Origin of the sequence: Microbispora sitophila, assembly GCF_014892245.1 — a bacterium.
GTDB lineage: Bacteria > Actinomycetota > Actinomycetes > Streptosporangiales > Streptosporangiaceae > Microbispora > Microbispora siamensis.
Window position 1 is genome coordinate 127,693 of the sequence record NZ_JADBGC010000015.1, and the last position, 17,460, is coordinate 145,152.

The 17,460-nt window shown below is 70.3% G+C and carries 15 protein-coding genes and 1 pseudogene; 7 read left to right on the forward strand and 9 right to left on the reverse strand.

The window, feature by feature from the left end; all coding sequences use genetic code 11:
- The first annotated feature begins 230 nt into the window (after nucleotides 1-230).
- The 3 genes and pseudogenes from IL992_RS46550 to IL992_RS26960 all read left to right on the forward strand — a co-directional run bounded on the left by IL992_RS46550 (nucleotide 231) and on the right by IL992_RS26960 (nucleotide 3,857).
- On the forward strand, nucleotides 231-1,961 hold the full coding sequence (locus tag IL992_RS46550) for a nitroreductase/quinone reductase family protein (RefSeq protein ID WP_226873835.1): 1,731 nt from the start codon (nucleotides 231-233) through the stop codon (nucleotides 1,959-1,961).
- Nucleotides 1,962-2,215: 254 nt separating this feature from the next.
- A pseudogene (locus tag IL992_RS26955) lies at nucleotides 2,216-2,631 on the forward strand (YciI family protein).
- Entirely contained in the window at nucleotides 2,631-3,857 is a 1,227-nt protein-coding gene (locus IL992_RS26960; RefSeq protein ID WP_193206168.1) for an RNA polymerase sigma factor, read from the forward strand. The pseudogene IL992_RS26955 and the gene IL992_RS26960 overlap by 1 nt, the downstream one beginning before the upstream one ends.
- Nucleotides 3,858-3,917: 60 nt before the next feature.
- On the opposite strand, the gene IL992_RS26965 is transcribed toward IL992_RS26960, so the two are convergent.
- The gene (locus IL992_RS26965; protein WP_193206169.1) at nucleotides 3,918-5,120 is read right to left on the reverse strand and encodes an MFS transporter; all 1,203 of its coding nucleotides are present in this window, start codon (nucleotides 5,118-5,120) and stop codon (nucleotides 3,918-3,920) included.
- Nucleotides 5,121-5,209: 89 nt separating this feature from the next.
- On the opposite strand from IL992_RS26965, the gene IL992_RS26970 reads away from it, so the two are divergent.
- Nucleotides 5,210-6,178, forward strand: a complete 969-nt coding sequence (locus IL992_RS26970) for a LysR family transcriptional regulator (protein ID WP_319018846.1) — start codon at nucleotides 5,210-5,212, stop codon at nucleotides 6,176-6,178.
- Between the two features lie 126 nt (nucleotides 6,179-6,304).
- Nucleotides 6,305-7,072 (forward strand): group II truncated hemoglobin, encoded by a 768-nt coding sequence (locus tag IL992_RS26975; protein WP_193206170.1) that lies wholly within the window; start codon nucleotides 6,305-6,307, stop codon nucleotides 7,070-7,072.
- Here IL992_RS26975 and IL992_RS26980 read toward each other — a convergent pair.
- On the reverse strand, nucleotides 7,054-7,545 hold the full coding sequence (locus tag IL992_RS26980; protein WP_193206171.1) for an ATP-binding protein: 492 nt from the start codon (nucleotides 7,543-7,545) through the stop codon (nucleotides 7,054-7,056). The two genes, IL992_RS26975 and IL992_RS26980, sit on opposite strands and share 19 nt — an antisense overlap.
- Nucleotides 7,546-7,616: 71 nt before the next feature.
- Nucleotides 7,617-8,522, reverse strand: coding sequence for an aminoglycoside phosphotransferase family protein (locus tag IL992_RS26985; RefSeq protein ID WP_193206172.1), 906 nt, complete (start codon nucleotides 8,520-8,522; stop codon nucleotides 7,617-7,619).
- Nucleotides 8,523-8,595: 73 nt separating this feature from the next.
- Between IL992_RS26985 and IL992_RS26990 the strand changes: the two genes are divergently transcribed.
- Nucleotides 8,596-9,564 carry a phosphotransferase enzyme family protein gene (locus IL992_RS26990; protein ID WP_193206173.1) on the forward strand — a complete coding sequence of 323 codons (969 nt, stop codon included), beginning with the start codon at nucleotides 8,596-8,598 and terminating at the stop codon, nucleotides 9,562-9,564.
- Here IL992_RS26990 and IL992_RS26995 read toward each other — a convergent pair.
- Nucleotides 9,492-10,091, reverse strand: coding sequence for an ArsR/SmtB family transcription factor (locus IL992_RS26995; protein WP_193206174.1), 600 nt, complete (start codon nucleotides 10,089-10,091; stop codon nucleotides 9,492-9,494). The two genes, IL992_RS26990 and IL992_RS26995, sit on opposite strands and share 73 nt — an antisense overlap.
- Nucleotides 10,092-10,208: 117 nt before the next feature.
- On the opposite strand from IL992_RS26995, the gene IL992_RS27000 reads away from it, so the two are divergent.
- Entirely contained in the window at nucleotides 10,209-11,159 is a 951-nt protein-coding gene (locus tag IL992_RS27000) for a DUF2218 domain-containing protein (protein WP_319018847.1), read from the forward strand.
- Nucleotides 11,160-11,216: 57 nt separating this feature from the next.
- On the opposite strand, the gene IL992_RS27005 is transcribed toward IL992_RS27000, so the two are convergent.
- The 5 genes from IL992_RS27005 to IL992_RS27025 all read right to left on the reverse strand — a co-directional run bounded on the left by IL992_RS27005 (nucleotide 11,217) and on the right by IL992_RS27025 (nucleotide 17,242).
- Nucleotides 11,217-12,401 (reverse strand): ROK family transcriptional regulator, encoded by a 1,185-nt coding sequence (locus tag IL992_RS27005; RefSeq protein ID WP_319018848.1) that lies wholly within the window; start codon nucleotides 12,399-12,401, stop codon nucleotides 11,217-11,219.
- An 87-nt stretch (nucleotides 12,402-12,488) separates the two neighbouring features.
- Nucleotides 12,489-13,985: a glycoside hydrolase family 36 protein gene (locus IL992_RS27010; RefSeq protein ID WP_193206175.1), complete on the reverse strand. Its 1,497-nt coding sequence runs from the start codon at nucleotides 13,983-13,985 to the stop codon at nucleotides 12,489-12,491.
- Nucleotides 13,986-14,015: 30 nt separating this feature from the next.
- On the reverse strand, nucleotides 14,016-15,380 hold the full coding sequence (locus IL992_RS27015; RefSeq protein ID WP_193206176.1) for an ABC transporter substrate-binding protein: 1,365 nt from the start codon (nucleotides 15,378-15,380) through the stop codon (nucleotides 14,016-14,018).
- Nucleotides 15,381-15,406: 26 nt separating this feature from the next.
- Nucleotides 15,407-16,288, reverse strand: coding sequence for a carbohydrate ABC transporter permease (locus IL992_RS27020; protein ID WP_193206177.1), 882 nt, complete (start codon nucleotides 16,286-16,288; stop codon nucleotides 15,407-15,409).
- A 12-nt stretch (nucleotides 16,289-16,300) separates the two neighbouring features.
- Entirely contained in the window at nucleotides 16,301-17,242 is a 942-nt protein-coding gene (locus IL992_RS27025) for a carbohydrate ABC transporter permease (protein ID WP_193206178.1), read from the reverse strand.
- Nucleotides 17,243-17,460 lie beyond the last annotated feature (218 nt).

The following is a 17,460-nucleotide window of genomic DNA, read 5'->3' on the forward strand; positions in this document are numbered from 1 at the left end:
CGGGTCGGCCATGGGCCACAAGCGAGTGAGGCACCCGGCCCCGGCGTGAGGGCCGGGCGGGCGCGAGGCCCGCCGTATCTCTGACCTCCTGATTCGGAATTCTCCTTACCGCGTATCGGCGCGGCCTGCGGCATCGGCGAAATCACCGCCACGCCGCTCCTTTACTGCCGCGCGTTTTCGCCATTCCTTCGCAACCGCCGGCCCTCATGCGGCGAGGCGGTCGATTCGCCATGCCCGAAACCAGAAAGCAGAGAATGCCGTACGACTTCAACCAGCAGGTCATTCAGGAATTCCGCGCGAACCGCGGAAAAGTAGGCGGCCCTTTCGAGGGAGCCAGGCTGCTCCTCCTGACCACCATCGGTGCCCGCTCGGGGGTCCGCCACACCGTCCCCCTCGGCTACCTGCATGACGAGGGGGGCCGCATGCTGGTCATCGCCTCGGCCGGCGGTGCGCCGCACCACCCGGCCTGGTATCACAATCTGCGTGCCAACCCTCACGTCACCGTAGAGAGCGGCGTCTTCACGATCGAGGCCGAGGCCGCCGTTCTGGAAGGCGAGGAACGTGAGCGGCTCTTCGCCCGTGCTGTGGAGGCCGACTCCGGTTGGGCCGACTATCAGGCGAAGTCCGGCCGTGTCCTGCCCGTCGTCGCGTTGACTCCGCGCTCCGGTTCCTTCCCTGACCTGCCGGAAGGCGAGGTGCTGAAGGCGCTTCACGACGCCTTCCGGCGGGAACTGGCTCTGATCCGCGCCGAAGCCGCCACCGCGGGCCCGCGTGTGGGCGCGCAGCTGCGCGTCAACTGCCTGGCCGTGTGCGGCGGGCTGCACCACCACCACACCGCGGAAAGCAACCAGTTGTTTCCGTACCTGCGTGACCGCCATCCCGAGCTCGACGTGGTCCTCGATCGTCTGCACGCCGAGCACACCGTCCTGGCCCGCCTCCTCGACGACCTGCGGCGGCTGCTCTCGGAGGGACCGGCCGGCCTGCTGACCGAGGTGGACCGGCTCATCGAGCGGATCGAAAACCATCTCTCCTATGAGGAACGGCACCTGGTCCCCCTGTTGAACGCACTACCGCCCCGGCACGAGAATCATCTGAACGTCACGCGCGTCCCCGCCACCTCCGACGACCACGCTGCCGTGATGGCCACGATCCGGGCGCTGGTCACCCGCGCTCCGGCGCTCGCCGCCGACGTGACGCCCGCACTCGCTCATACCGGAGGCGTACCGGGACAGTGGGTCAGCGCCGCCGCAGGCTCGGCCACCGCGGACGGTGTCACGCTGTACGTGCACGGGGGTGGCTTCGAGCACACCCAGCCGGTGCTGGAGCCTCTCATGGCGTGCCGCCTGTCCCAGGCCACCCGGCGTCCGGCGTTCAGGGTGGACCAGCGTCTGGCCCCCGCCCATCCGTACCCTGCCGCCTTGGACGACGTCGTCGCCGTCTACCGGAGCCTGCTCCTGCAAGGCGTTCCCGCCGATCGCATCATCGTGTGCGGCGAGTCGTCGGGCGGCACGCTCGTCCTGTCGGCGCTGCTGGCGCTCAGACAAGCGGGCGATCCCCTGCCCGGCGCGGCCGTCGCGATCTCCCCGCTCACCGACCTGACCCTGTCCGGCCGGTCCCTGGACACCAACGACGGCCGGGATGTGATCAATCGCCGTATCGCAGAACACGTGATCGCCCAGTATCTGGCCGGGGCTCGCGCCGATCAGGCTCCTCAGTCTCCATTGCACGGCGATCTGCGCGGCCTGCCTCCGCTCCTGCTCGTGGCCGGGACCGCTGAGGTGCTGTTGGATGACACCCGTCGCTTCGCCGCAGCCGCCTCGGCCGCCGGTGTCAACGTGACCCTCGACCTGTACGAGGGCATGCCGCACGCGTTTCACGCGAGCGTGATGGCGCAGGACCCACCCCGCGTCGCCATGACGTTCCTGCGCCGCCTCACCGACTGGATCGAAAGAAGTCACTGAGCGCGTTCCGAATGCTTTTCCCCGAATCTGTGAGGTCGCCGCCTTCCGAAGATGCGACGATAAGCTCTCTGATCAGCAAGGCGTCCGCGTCGGCCGTCGCTCAGGGGCCGCTCTGGACGGGCGATACGCGGGTCGGAGGGATCGGCTGCGTCGCGGCGAGAGATTTTTTCCGGGGCCGTGTCGATCCGCGGGCCGCTCGTTCGACGTGTGGGTGCGAGGGCCGAGAGGCGGCCCCGCCGGACGAGGAGAACGCGATGCCGAAGTACCTGCTGATCATGCGAGGCACCGACGAGTCGAACGCGGCCATGATGGCCAACATCGACGAGATGATGGCCACGACCCGCCGGTTCATCGAGGAGATGGTCAAGGCCGGCGTTCTCCTGGCGGCGGAAGGGCTGGACGATCCGGGCCAGGGCGTTGTGGTCGACTTCAGCGGCGAGGCCCCGGTGGTCACGGACGGGCCGTACGGGGAGACCAAGGAACTGTTCGGGGGCTTCTTCCTGCTCGACGTCGCCTCGAAACAGGAGGCGGTCGAGTGGGCCAAGCGGGTCCCGGCGGCCCCCGGGGCCAAGATCGAGGTCCGGCGGGTGCCCGGGAGCGACGAGGTCCCGCAGGTCGGCAAGTGATCAGCAAGGACTGGGCCGGGCGCGAGAGCGACGGACAGATCTGATGGGTACGGCCGATGTCGAGGCCGTCTGGCGGATCGAGTCGGCGCGGATCGTCGCCGCGCTGACCCGGTTCACCGGCGATTTCGGGCTGGCCGAGGACGCGGCCCAGGAGGCGGTGGCCGAGGCGCTGGTGTCGTGGCCGCTCGCCTCTCCGGCGAATCCGGCCGGCTGGCTGATGGCCACGGCCCGGCGGCGGGCGATCGACGCGATCCGCCGCCGGACCGCCCTCCAGGACCGATACGCCCTGCTGGCGGCGGACTTGGCGACCGGCTCGGCGGTTGACGAGGAAATCGATCCCGACAAGATCGATGACGACGTGCTGGCGCTGATGTTCGTCAGCTGCCACCCGGTGCTCTCCCCCGAGGCCCGGGTGGCGCTGACTCTGCGCGTGGTCGGCGGCCTGTCCAGCGAGGAGATCGCCCGCGCGTTCCTCGTACCCGTGCCGACCGTGCAGGCCCGCATCACCCGGGGCAAGAAGACGATCGCGGCGGCCGGGGTGCCGTTCGAGCTGCCGCCGGCCGCCGAGCGCCGGGAGCGGCTGGGCGGCGTGCTCAGCGTCCTCTATGTGATCTTCACCGAGGGGTCGACGGCCACGTCGGGCGACCGGCTGCTGCGCCCCGATGTCGCGTACGAGGCGATCCGGCTGGCCCGCACGCTGGCCGCGCTGCAGCCGGACGAGCCGGAGGTGCACGGCCTGCTGGCGTTGTGCGAGCTGACGGCCGCGCGTTTCCCGGCCCGGACCGGCCCGGACGGTTCACCGGTTCTGCTCGACGAGCAGGACCGGCGGCTGTGGGACTTCTCGGCGATCCGCCGTGGGCTGGCCGCGCTGGCCAAGGCATCCACTCGCGGCCTCGGCCCCTACGGCCTGCAGGCCGCGATCGCCGCCACCCACGCGTCGGCGCCCTCGGTAGAGGCGACCGACTGGGACCGGATCGTGGTGCTCTACGAGGCGCTCGGCCGGGTCGCGCCCTCGCCGGTGGTCGAGCTCAACCGGGCCGTCGCCGTTGCCATGGCCTCGGGCCCGGCGCAAGCCCTGGTCATCGTGGACGAGCTGATCGCCTCGGACCGGCTCCCCGGTTCGCATCTGGTCCCGACCGTACGCGGTGAGCTGCTGGCCCGACTCGGACGGCGAGCGGAAGCGCACGCCGAGCTGGAGCTGGCGGCCCGGCTGTGTGCCAACCAGCGCGAACGCTCAGTGCTGCTGCGTAAGGCGGCCTCGCTGAGCTGACTTCTCCAGCTCGGCCGGCCGGGACTCGAGCGCGGCCCGGATGCCGTCGATCGCATCGCGTCAACCCGGGCGGACGCCGAGCGCGACTTTTCGTTCCGATGCTGGTCGAGCCGCGAGGAGCAGTGAGGCCGCTGTCAGCGCCACACCGAACCAGACGACACTTGTGACGCCCAGGTGATCGGCGAACAGTCCGCCGACAAGTGCCCCGATGGCGATGGACGTGTTGTATGCCATGGTGTTGAGCGACATCGCGGCTTCGAAGGTGTCGGGTGCGGCGGCTTGCGTCATGTTGACCTGGGAGAGCTGGACGACGCCGAAGGAAACGCCCCAGAGAATCAGCGTGACGATTGTTCCGGCGTGGCCGTGAGCGATCGTGAGCAGCGACAGCAGGGACGTCACGAGTCCCACGCAGCCGACGATGAAGCTGCCCCTCAGATTTCTGTTCACTGTGTATCCGGCGATGAAGTTCCCGGCCGCGCCTCCTGCGCCGTAGACCATCAGCGCCACGGTGATGAAGAAGGGCGTGGCGGATGCGCTTTGCTCCAGGTAAGGGCGTACGAATGTGTACGCGCCGAAATGGCCGAGCACGAAGAGCACGACGGTGAGCAGCACCAGTCGTAGCGGCGCGTTCTTCAGCGTGAGCCCGAAGACTTCCCGCACCGAGACCGCGTTCGTCGACGGCAGCGATGGAATGACGGCGACGACCGCGAGGAACACCAGCGCACCGAGGCCGGCCCAGATCAGGAACGTGGTTCGCCAGCTGGTGAGGCTTTCCAGGACTGTTCCCAGTGGTATGCCCACGACCGCGGCGATCGAGATGCCGGACATCACGATCGCGGCCGCCCTGCTCGCGTGGCGTTCCGGAACGAGGCGCATCGCCATGCTCACGCCTATGGCCCAGAACACGCCGCTGGCGAAGCCCATGATGAGCCGTGTCGTCAGGACCAGCGGATAGTTCGGCGAGATGGCGGTGATCGTGTTTCCCAGGGTCAGTATCACCAGGAGCGCGGACAGCAGGACGCGCCGGTTGACGCGCCTGGTCCATGCCACGATGAAGGGGACGCCGAGCCCGGCTGACACGCCGTACAGGGTGACCATCAGCCCGGCGGTGCCCACGGATATGCGCAGGCTTGCGCTTACCGGAGTAAGCAGGCCGACGGGCATCAGCTCGGTCGTGAGGAAGACGAAGAGGCTGGCGGTGATGGCCGCGACGCCCAGCCATGATCTCAAGGCCGCATGCGGGTGTGTGTCGTAGGTGACCATTTCGTTCTTTCTGATGGTTGATCGTCCGCAGGTCGGCAGCACCTGGCCGCCCGGCGTCGGGGAGGTAGTCATCGGCGGCCGAGAGCCCGGTGGCCGCCGACGTCAAGGGTGCGCGACGACCGATCGATGAGTCCAACGCATACTTTTCATCGATATCGATCGTGGTTCACTATGGTTGGGTGGAGCTGCAGCAGCTGAGGTATGTCGTCGCGGTCGCGGAGACCAGGAACTTCACCCGGGCGGCCGAGCGCTGCCGTGTGGTGCAGTCGGCGCTCAGTCATCAGATCGCTGTTCTGGAGCGGGAGCTGGGCGCGCGGTTGTTCGAGCGGACCAGCCGGCGTGTACGGCTGACGCCGGCCGGAGAGGCGTTCCTCGCCGCGGCGCGGGAGTGTCTGGAGGCGGCGGACCGCGCGCGGGCCGAGGTGGCGGCCGCCGCCGGGGAGATTCGCGGGCGGCTTGCCGTCGGCACCATCCCGACGGTGGCGGCGGTCGATGTGCCGGTCGCCTTGAGGGACTATCGGCGGCGCTATCCGCGGGTGCATATCACGCTTGTCGCGGCGGGCAGTGGAGAGCTGATCGAGCGGGTTCGGCAGGGCGGTGTCGACGTCGCGTTCCTCGGCCTGCCTCCGCGCACGGAACCCAAGGGCGTCCAGAGTCGCCGCCTCGGCGGAGGCGATCTGGTCGCCGTGGTCGCGCCTGATTACCACCGGGCGGAGAACGAGGTGGACCTGCGGAGCCTGGCGGACGAACCGTTCATCGACTTCCGCGTCGGTGCTGCCGGTCGAGCACAGTCGGACGAGGCCTTCGCGGCAGCGGGGGTGCGACGTGAGGTGCCCTTCGAGGTGTCGTCCGCCGACCTCATGGTCGATCTGGTACGGCAGGGCCTCGGGGTGGGCATGCTGCCTGCCGCGTACGCGCCGCGATTTCCTGATCTGCGTGTCATTCGTCTTCGCGATGCTCCCACGCGGGTGGAGCACCTGATCTGGGACAACCGGCCGTCCCCGGCGGCCACAGCCTTCCTTGAGCTGATCCGCGCTGATCGTGCCGACTCCGCGTGAGCGGTCACGTGTAGCGGGGCCGGGCTGGTCGGCGTCGTCGGCCTGCGGCTTCGTAAGGGGAATTACATTATTACAATGAATCGTGATCTTATTTTCCGATGGTGCGGCCCCTGGGGTGGTGCTCACATGATCGTCGAGTACATCCGTTACCGCATCGACCAGCAGGACGCGGAAGAGTTCGAAGCCGCCTACGAACGCGCCGCGGTGCCCTTGGCGGCCGCGCCGCAGTGCGTGGACTACGAGTTGTCCCGATGCGTCGACGAGCCCGAGTGGTACATCCTGCGCATCACGTGGACCTCGGCCGAGGATCACCTGCAGGGTTTCCGTGGTGGCGAGCACTTCGGGGCGTTCTTCTCCGCGATCGAACCGTACGTCCGGCAGATCGAGGAGATGCGGCACTACGGGCGCACCGCCGTGCGTGGCGCCGGCTCCTCGGTCCCGAGCCTGTACGACTGGGCGGGCGGCACCGAGGCGTTCGAGCGGCTCACCGAGACGTTCTACGAGCAGGTTCTCAAGGACGACCTGATCGGCCCCCTCTTCGCCCACATGGACCCGGGACACCCCAGGTACGTCGCGATGTGGCTGGCGGAGGTCTTCGGGGGTCCGTCCCGCTACAGCGACGAGCGGGGCGGCTACCACCACATGCTCGTGCAGCACCTCGGTAAGGCGATCACCGAACCTCAGCGCCGCCGCTGGGTCGATCTCCTCATGGACGCCGCCGACGTGGTCGGCCTGCCGGCAGACCCCGAGTTCCGCGCCGCCTTCGCGAGTTACATCGAGTGGGGCACGCGGCTCGCCTTCGCCAACTCCCAGCCCGGTGCCCGACCGCCGCAGCAGGCTCCCGTCCCCCGGTGGGGTTGGGGTGTGGCCCCGCCCTACCTCCCTACCTCGTGATCGTCAGGGCCCGTGTCCTGGTCTCGTACGGTGAAGCCGCCCTGGTCGTCGAAGGTCACCGTGTGGACCGCGTCGAATCCGTCCGACAGCCGGGGGCGGCGGAGGCGTTTCATCGTGGCGTGGATGCCGATCTCGGGCACCCGCGCACGGCCGGGTCGCCGCGCGTTGCGGTCCAGGGAGGCGGGAAGGTCGGGAGGGAACCAGTAGGCCACGACCCGGGCACCGTGTTCCTTGGCTGCGACGATGATCGGGCCCCACTCCTCCGGGGAGGGGTTGGTGTTGTCCACGGCCACGTTCCGCCCCTCCCCCAGCGTCTCGGCGATGACCCGGATCTGGCGTCGCTGCCGGTGGCGGGCGTTCGGCCAGTTGTCCTTGCTGACGTGGGCGTGCGTCGCCGCCAGGCGCTGCAGGTAGAAGGTGGTCTTGCCCGATGCCTGCAGCCCGACGAGGACGGCGACCTCCCGGCTCGTCATGGCCGTGGGTTTCGTGCCGGGGTCATACCTCATCCTCCCGCTGCGACGTCCCCGTGGGAGCCGCGCACCGGTCAGGCGTCGTGGTCGGCCAGGACCTCGTCGATCACACGGAGCTGGTCGGCGGCCTGCGCCCCGTCCGTGTCGACGACCCCGGCGAGGACGATCAACGCCTTCCACAACGCCCATCCCCTGGCCCGGGCCCAGGTGGCCGGGTCCTGGCGTACGGCCGCGCGGAAGGCCTTCCTGCTCTCCCCCGCGAACATCGTCCACGCGATGACCAGATCGCATGCGGGGTCGCCCACGCCCGAGGTTCCGAAGTCGATGACGGCGGTCAGCCGCCCCTCCCTGACCAGCAGGTTTCCGCTCGCGACGTCGCCGTGGAACCATACCGGCGTGCCCTGCCAGGTCGCCTCCAGCGCGGCGTCCCAGACGGCCGTGGCCCGCGCGGTATCGACACGGCCGTCGAGCGCGGCGAGGGTGCGGCGGGTCTCGTCGTCGTAGTGGGCCGGGGACGCGCCGCGATAGAAGCTGTGCGCACCGGCCCGCGGCCCGTCCGTCGCGTCGGCACTCTGCAGGGCGAGGAGGAATTCGGCCACGGCGACGGCGAACGCGGGCAGGTCGTCGATGCGGCCGGCGGAGGCGGTCTCGCCCTCCAGCCACCTGCGGACGGACCACTCGAACGGATATCCCGCCCCCGGCGTGCCCTTGGCCAGTGGCTCGGGCACGGCGACAGGCAACGACGGTGCGAGGACCGGCAGCCACCGATGTTCCTTGTCCACGGCCGGTGCGTAGCCGGCGGCGGTCGGGAGCCTGACCGTCATCTTCTCGCCGAGGCGGTAGGTGCGGTTGTCCCAGCCGTCGACCTGGACCGGTGTCACGGGCAGGTCGCGCCACTGCGGGAACTGGTCCGCGATCAGTCGCTTCACCAGTGCCGCGTCGATTCCGGCGCGTCCGTCCGGGGGGAGATGATCGGTCATCTCGGGAGTGTCGCCGCCGCTCCCGTGGCCGTGCAACGGGATTTCCCCGCGCCGGGTCTCGTACGATCACGGCATGGCGGAGCTCGACCGGCACCATCCTCAGGGGTGTGGGCAGGAGGGGCGCGAGCAGGATGGGCCGCTCCCCTACCCGAGGGAAGACTTCGATGTCGCCGCGTACGCGCGGCGTGTCAGGGGCGGTTCCTGCGCGGTGGTGGGGGGCGACCCCGCGTACGACGAGGAGGAGCTGACCGGGGGCGGGGTCAACCGTGTCGTACGCGTCGGCGGTACGGTGCGCCGGCCCGCCCGCCGGTGGACGCCGGCGGTGCACGCTTTGCTGGATCATCTGGCGGCGGCGGGGTTCGAGGGCGCGCCGAGGGCTCACGGGTGTGACGGCGAGGGGCGGGAGGTGCTGGATTTCCTCCCGGGTGAGGTGCCGGACTATCCCCTGCCGCCGTACGCGATGGCGGATGAGGCGCTGGCGGGTGTGGGGGCGTTGCTGAGTGACTACCACGACGCGACGGTGGGCTTCACGCCTCCGGAGGGCGCCGAGTGGTACTTTCCGCCGCGTGCTCCGGCCGAGGTCGTGTGCCATGGTGACGTGGCGCCGTACAACTGCGTCTTCCGGGAGGGGCGGCCGGTGGCGTTCATCGACTTCGACACCGCGCATCCGGGGCCGCGGGTGTGGGATGTGGCCTACGCCGCCTACCGGTTCGTGCCGTTGCATGATCCCGGCCGTGACGGGAGCGCTCCCGGGGTGGAGGAGCAGGCGCGGCGGCTGCGCGTGTTCGCCGACGCCTACCGGCTCGGCGCGGCGGACCGGCAGGTGCTGGCGGAGACGGCGCGGGCCCGGCTGGGGCATCTGGTCGCCCATATGCGTGCGGAGGCCGCGGCGGGTCATGAGGCGTTCGCCGCTCATGTGGCGGAGGGGCACGATCTGCTGTATCTCACCGACAGCGCGCACATCGCGCGTCATGAGGCGCTGTTCCTGGCGGCGCTTTCGTCGGAGGGGCAGGGCGGCAGGGTGGGGATGTCGGCGGGGTAGAGCGAGAGCAGCAGCCCGTACGGCTCGCCGCCGGGGGGTGGGGTGCGGCCGGGAGGGGGCAGGAGGTCGCGGAGACGGGCGATGAGCGCGTGGGCCTCCTGCTGGGTGAGCCAGAGGTGGTTCAGCAGGGTCTGTTCGGCCTGGCCGGGCCGGGCGGGAAGCATCTCGGCGAGGGCGGCCCTGACGAGGAAGTCGGGGCCGGCCGCGGCCTCTTCGTGCAGCCGGAAGCCCCGGCTGACCAGGGCGAGGGTCTGTTCGGTGCCGCCGCGTACGTGCCGGGTGCCGGCGAGGCAGACGATGCCGGCTTCGCGCAGGACGCGGACGTGGTAGGCGATGGTGCCCTTGGCGGCCCGCAGTGCCGCGGCCAGTTCCCCCAGTGTCGCGGGGCGCTGGCGGAGCAGGTTGACGATGCGGTGACGGACGGGGTGGCCGAGAGCCTTGAACTGGGCGGGGGTACGTAGCTCCAGTAGGTCGGGGTCGTGCGGGGGTGTGGCAGGGCGCTCCCCCGTCGTCGTCTCGTCGGTCACGGGAGAAAGTGTCGAGGATGGTCGACGCTTTGACAAACGGGTGAGCGGGCCAGCAGAATCGCCGCGCCGGAAGCGTCGAAAAGTCTCGACGCTTGATGTGTCAGATGGAGGAAGCCGATGCCTCATTCGACGGCGTACGTCGTCACCGACAGGCCCGAGCGCTACATCAGGCAGCTCGTGTCGCACATGGGCCACAAGGTGGAGACCGTGCTCGGCGGCGACGGCCGGGCGGTGATCGAGCTGCGGTCCGGGCGTTGCGTGCTGCGGCCGTGCGCCGGCGGGTTCGAGATGATCGCTACCGCGGCCGTCGAGGAGGACCTGCAGGGCGTGCGGGACGTGGTCACCCGTCACCTGCTGCGGTTCGCCACCCAGGAGGAGCTCGTGGTCGACTGGTCGCCGCCGGTCGGGGGTGACGCGGCGTGGACCCTGTCCCCCGTCGTGGACGACTACCTGCTCACGCACTGCTCTCCGGTGGACGAGGTGCTGCGGGATCTGGTGGTCAGGACGCGGGAGGAGACGGGCGGCGCGGCCGGGATGCAGGTCTCGCACGACGAGGGCGCCCTGCTGACGATGCTGGCGCGCATGTCGGGCGCCCGCCTGGCCCTGGAGGTGGGGGTGTTCACCGGCTACTCCTCCATCTGCATCGCCCGCGGGCTGCCGCCGGACGGGCGGCTGCTGGCGTGCGACGTGAGCAGGGAGTGGACGTCGATCGCCAGGAACTACTGGGAGCGCGCGGGGGTGGCCGACCGCATCGACCTGCGGATCGGGCCGGCGCTGGAGACGCTGCGCGCGCTTCCGGCCGAGCCGGTCGTCGGGTTCGCCTTCATCGACGCCGACAAGGAGAGCTACCCGGACTACTACGAGGAGGTGGTCACGCGGCTGAGCCCCGGCGGCCTGGTGGTGCTCGACAACGTGTTCCAGGGCGGGCGCGTGTTCGACCCGGCCTTCCAGGGCGACGCGCAGGTGGCCGTACGCCGCCTGAACGAGACGATCGCGCGGGACAGCCGGGTGGAGTCGGTGATGCTGCCGGTGCGCGACGGCGTCACGATCGCCCGGCGGGTGGGCTGACCGGGAAAGGCCGCCCGGTCGCCCGGCATGGTCGCCCGGCATGGTCACCCTGCCCGGTCAGGCGCGCGGGGCGACCGGCGCGGGCAGGCCCATGCCGAACAGGCGGGCGTCCACCTCGTCGAGGGCCAGGCGCAGCGCGCCCAGGGCGACGCTCTCGGCGCCGAGGGTGGAGGCGCGGATCTCGGGGACGCGCAGGCAGGTGCGGCCGAGTTCGCGGGCCAGCGGGCCGAGGATGAGGTCGGCGGAGCGGGAGAAGCCGCCGCCGAGGACGACGACCTGCGGGTCGAGGGTGAGGACCAGGGCGGCGGTGCCGACGGCGAGGTCGCGGGTGTAGCGGCGGACGGCGGTCCTGGCCGCCTTGTCTCCGGAGCGGGCGGCGTTGAACACCCAGGCGGCCGCGTCGTCGGTGTCGATGCCGGCGGGCAGGCTGGCGCAGTTCTCCAGGTGGGAGGGCGCGGTGAGCCAGCGGACGGCGCGCAGCGCGCCGATCTCGCCGGCCGCGCCGCCGTAGCCGCGGCGCAGGGTGCCGTCGATGATCAGTCCGGCGCCGGTGCGCATGCCCGCCAGCAGGTAGACGATGTCGTCGGCGTCGCGGGCCGCCCCCTGCCAGCGCTCGGCGAGCGCGGCCAGTTTGCAGTCGTTCTCCACCTGGATGGGGCAGGAGAAGCGGGCGGCCAGGTGCTCGGCCGGGTTGACGCTGGCCCAGCCGGGCAGCGGTGTGAACAGTGTGGTGCGGCCGCTGGCGTCGACCGGCCCGGTCACCCCGACGGTGATTCCCCAGATGTCCTCCGGGCGCAGGCCGGACGCGGCCAGGCACTCGTCGACGGCCGCGTCGGCGACGGCGAGCCGCGCCGCCGGGTCGGCGCCGGGATCGACCGGCAGCCGGGTGGTCCACATGACGGAGCCGTCGAGGTCGGCGAGCATGGCCAGCACCTTGTGCGCGCCGACGTCGACGCCGATCACGTGCCCGGCGCCTGCGTTGAACCGGTAGCGGCGGGCGGGGCGCCCGACGACGCTGCTGCCGTCGGGCTCCACGACGGTGAGCCAGCCGTCGGCGACCAGGCCCTGCACGATGACGTCCGTGCCCGGCCTGGACAGTCCGGTGCGGGTGGCCAGCTCGGTGACGGTGGACGGCGGGTTGCCCCGCAGCGCCCGGACGATGCCGAGCGCGTTGAGCTCCCGCATCCGGGTCACGTCCGTCCCGGTCGTGACCAGCGTCCCGGTCGTGACCTGTTCCGTCACCGCCGCCCCCTCGATCCCCTGGATGCGATCCCCTGAATGATGCTGCGCGGAATAATGCTGCGCTCTTTACAAAAGAGTAGTGGGAAGTCAGGAGATCGGATACAACTGGCCGCCGGGTGCGACGGCGGGGCCGAAGTCCACCTCGCGCCCGTCGACGGCGAACACGTAGCGGCCCTTCCGCTCGACGGCGGGCCGGGCCGACAGGTACGCCGTCATGTCCGCCAGTTCCTCCGCGCGCAGCCATCCCGGCGGGTCGGACACCGCCCGGAAGCCGCACACGTCGGCCAGGTCGCGCAGCCAGCCGAGCTGCTGGTCGGTGAGCAGGTTGAGGCGGCTGCGGAAGTAGACGACGTCGGGGTCGACCTCGGCCAGCGGGGCGTGCCACAGCCGGTGCAGCGTGTTGACCACGGCGTTGCGCGCCATCGCGTCGGACGGGTCGTCGCTGGCGTAGTTCTGCCACATCGGCGCCACGTCGGGCCCGCTGCGCAGCCCGTCGAGCAGGCCGAGCGAGGGCAGCAGGATCGCGCCGCTGCCCAGCAGGTACACCTCCTGTCCCGCCGTCCGCCTGATCAGCTCCAGCGCCTGCCGGTAGGCCTGCTCGCGCCCGATCCCGCCCTGCCGTACGCCGGGGGCGGCGCCCGCGTTGACGAAGTCGAGCTTGAGGTAGCCGAAGCCCCACTCGTGCACGACCTTACGGATGAGCCGCTCCACGTGGTCGAGCGCGTCGGCGCGGGACAGGTCCAGCGCCCAGTAGCCGCTCCCCCAGTTGTAGCCGGCGACCACGGGTTCGCCCCGTTCGTCGCGCAGCAGCAGTTCGGGCCTCTCGCGGGCGGTGCGCGAGCCGGGCAGGACGATGAACGGCGCCAGCCACAGCCCCGGTGTCATCCCGGCGTCGGCGATCCGGCCGGCGAGCGCGAGCATCCCGGACGGGAACTTGGCGTTCGGCTCCCAGTCGCCGACCATCTCCTCCCAGCCGTCGTCGACCTGCACCACGTCGAAGGGCAGCCCCTTCAGCGTGGCGATGTCCTCGGCCAGCCCCGCCTCGGTGATGCCCTCGTAGTAGGCGTACCAGCTGCACCAGACGTTGCCGGCACGCCGGTCGCGGCTGCCGAGGCGGGCGGCGAGCGCGCGGGTGTAGGCGCCGAAGACCTCTTCCTCTTCGCCGTAGGCGAGGAACCACGGCGCCCCGTCGTCTTCGTACCAGCCGGCGAGAGTGTCGTGGTCGGCGGCCAGGCGCGGGGTGCCGATGCCGAGCGCGCCGAGCAGCAGCACCCGCCCGTCGCCGCCCTGCAGGGCGGCGACGGCCGAGGAGTGGTGGCGGGACGGGTCGTCCCAGGCGGGGTCGTCGGCGGTGACCCGGCGCCGCGGGTCGGCGATGCGCAGCGGCGGCTCCGACAGCCGCCGCCAGCCGCACGGGCTCCAGGAGTTCTGCCCGTGCCGATAGAACAGCGCGTCGCCGAGGCCGTGCAGCACGGCCACCCGGCCCGGCGGCAGCACGACCCCGCCCTCGATCTTCTGGGGTGGCTCGGAGCCGGTCGGCTCAACGGCTACGGTACGGCCTGCCAGCTCGACGAGCAGCGGCATGATGCTCCTTTTTCGGTAGGTGCGGGGGTCTCAGGTGAACAGCGCGTTGACCTGGTCGTTGGCCTTCTTCAGGGCGTCCGCGGCGCCGGCCTGGCCGAGGATGACCGACTGAATGGCGTCCTGCACGATCTGGCTCACCTCGTTGCCGTGGTCGGTGATGGGCAGCAGGAAGGTGCCGCCCGGCGTCTTGGTCGGGTCGAGGTAGGCGTGCACGTCACGTCCCTTGGCCTGGTGGGCGGCCGCGGCCTTGTCGCTGGCCGTCTTGATCGCGGGGAAGACGACGGCGTTGCCGGCGACGATGTCCTGGCAGCCGGCCGAGCCGAGGAACTTCACCCACTTCCAGGCCTCTTCCTTATGCGGCGTGCCGGCGAAGATCGCGTCCGACAGGCCGTTGATGGCGGTCGTGCGCGTGCCGGCCGGGCCGACGGGCACCGGGGCGAGGGCGAACTTCTGCTTGGCGTCGGTGCCGAGGTAGGTGTTGATGGTCCAGGATCCGGCGAAGGTCATCGCGCCCTTGCCGGCGGTCATCACCGCGTCGCGGCCGAGGGTGGACTGCTTGTCGAACTTCGGCGCGTAGCCCTTGTCGATGAGCCGCTTGAACCAGTCGATGGTCTCGGCGAGCTTGGGGTCGTCGTATTTGTAGTGCGTTCCCCAGGGGTTCTTGTCCAGGTACGTCCAGCCGTTGGCCACGGCCAGGTCGCCCCAGCCGTTCTGGCCCTGCGACCCGTCGGCCCACTCCGGCAGGAAGCCGTACACCTTGACGTGGTTCTTGTCGAACGCCGGATCGAGGCCGTTGTGCCCCTTCTCGTCGACGGTGAGCTTGGCGATGACCTGCTGGAGTGTGCCGCCGTCGGCCGGATTCCAGGTGAGGTTCGCCATCTCGTCCGGCTTGATGCCCTGGTCGGCGAGCATGGCGCTGTTGTAGACGAGCGCCTCGGTGTCCCAGTCCTTGGGCAGGCCGAACCGCTTGCCGTCCTTCACCCACAGGTCGGGCAGGCCGTCCTGATACCGGGTCAGGTCCACCTTGTCGCGGCTGACGTACGGCTGGATGTCGAGGATCTGCCCGCTGGCGACGAACTGGGGGTAGTAGGAGACGTGGTCGGTCCACACGTCCGGGGCCTGGCCGGCGGCGAGCTGGGTGGTGAGGTTCTGCCAGTACTGGTCCCAGGCCGTCTGGGTGATCTTGACGGTGATGTTCGGGTTGGCCGTGTGGAAGGCGTCCGCGCAGGCCTGGTAGGACGCCTGCTGGTTGTCGTCCCAGAGCCAGTAGTCGATCGTGACGTTGCCGCCGGCCGCGTCGTCCTGCGCCTGGCCGCCGCCGGACCCGCAGGCGGCGAGCGTTCCGGCGAGCGCCAGCGACAGCAGTGCCGTGCCTGCCCGCTTGGTGGTGTTCATGGGTTGGTGCCTCTCTTGCAGGGGGGTTATTTGATCCCGGAGAAGTTGAGCGACTGGACCAGCCGCCGGCCGAGGAAGACCAGCAGGAGCAGGACCGGCAGGACCGAGAGGGTCGACCCGGCCATGAGCCCGGTCCAGTCGGGGCGGGTGTTGGGCGACTGCTGCAGGAAGACGCCGAGCGCGACGGTCAGGACGCGGGTCTGCTCCTCACGCCCGACCAGCAGCGGCCACAGGTAGTCCTTCCACGCCCACACGGTGGTGGTGAGCCCGATGGTGATCAGCGGCCCGCGGCTCATCGGCAGCACGATGCGCCAGAACACGCCCCAGGGGCCGTTGCCGTCCAGCCGGGCCGCCTCCTCCACCTCGCGCGGGATGGACAGGAAGAACTGCCGCAGGAAGAAGACCGCGAACGGGGTCATCAGGATCGTGGGGGCCACCATCCCGGCGAAGGTGCCGACCAGGTCGAGGTTCTTCACCAGCACGAAGTTGGGCAGCAACGTGAAGATCGGCGGCACCATGAGCGCGGCGATCATGACACCGAAGACGACCTCCCGCCCGGGGAAGCGCAGCCGGGCGAACGCGTACCCGGCCATGGCGCAGAAGAAGGTCTGCAGCGTCGCGATCAGGCCGCTGTAGACGACCGAGTTGAGCAGGTAGCGGGCGAAGTCGAGCCGCGCACCCGATCCGCCCGCCGCGCGGGCCTCCTCCTGGCTGGTGAGCCCGAGGATGCGCAGGAAGTTCACCGTCGTCGGGTGCCGCGGGAACAGGGCGCCGCTGTCGGCGTAGAGGTCGGCGGCCGGGGTGAGGGCCGTACGGACCATCCAGTAGAAGGGGAACAGGGTGAGCACGAGGGCCACGGCCAGGATTGCCCAGGCCGGCAGCCGGCCGATGTTCGAGTTGCGCCGCAACGTGTCGCCTCCTCAGGCCAGGTCCGAGCGGGAGGCCCGCAGCAGCCGCATCTGCACGACCGTGAGCACGCCGAGGACGAGTGCGAGCGCGAGTGCGGCCGCCGAGGCGTAGCCCATGTGGAAGTACTGGAAGGCCTGCTGGTAGATGAAGTAGTAGATGACCCTGATCGCGCTGCCGGCTCCGCTGCCCTTGGACGCCACCGCGATCGTGTCGAAGATCTGGAACGAGCCGATCAGTGACACCACCAGCACCAGGGCGAGGACGGGCCGCAGCATCGGCAGGGTGATCGAGCGGAACATGCGCAGCTCGCCGGCGCCGTCGAGGGCGGCACTCTCGTACAGGTGCGACGGGATCTGCAGCATGCCGGCGTACAGCAGGAGCGCGGTGTAGCCGGTGTACGCCCAGGTGTTGACCATCGCGATCGTCGGCATGGCCCAGTCGGGTGAGACGAAGAAGCCGACCGTGCCGAGGCCGAGCGTCTTGAGCAGGTGGTTGACGAAGCCGAGGTCGGCGTCGAGCAGCCAGATCCAGATCAGGCCGACGGTGACGTTCGGCACCAGCCACGGCAGCAGCAGCATCGCGCGGAGCATCACCGACCGGGTGAGGCGGTGCATGAGCGCGGCCAGGACCAGCGCGAGCAGCATCTGCGAGCCGATGTTGAGCACGACGTAGTACACGGTGACCGCGAGCGAGTGCCAGAACTGCGGGTCGCGCACGAGCTGGGCGTAGTTGTCCCCGCCGACGAACGCGGGGGCGCTGAGCAGGTTGTAGTCGGTCAGGGAGTACCAGAATCCCCGGACGGCCGGATAGCCGAAGAAGATCAGGAAGCCGGCGAGCGCGGGGATCAGGAACAGCCACGCCGCCCGGCGGTCGTCACGCGGCCGGGCCCGTTCTCGCCCGGGTGCGCCGGTATCGCTCGGCTCGGCGACCTGCGACCGTTCCTCGGCCCGCATCGTTTTCATCATCGTCCTCGGCGATCGGTGAAATTGACCTCTTGTCACGGGGTGACTCCCGAATAATGATGTGGGGCATCGGAAGTTTGTCAATAGCTCCTCATATCTTGGCGAGCGTACGGCAGCGTCCCCGAACCCTTCCGTTCCACGTCAACCCCCATGTGGCGGGGCCCTCGCCGGCCCGCCGCAGGCTCCTGCCGCCCACGTATCCCGGAGGT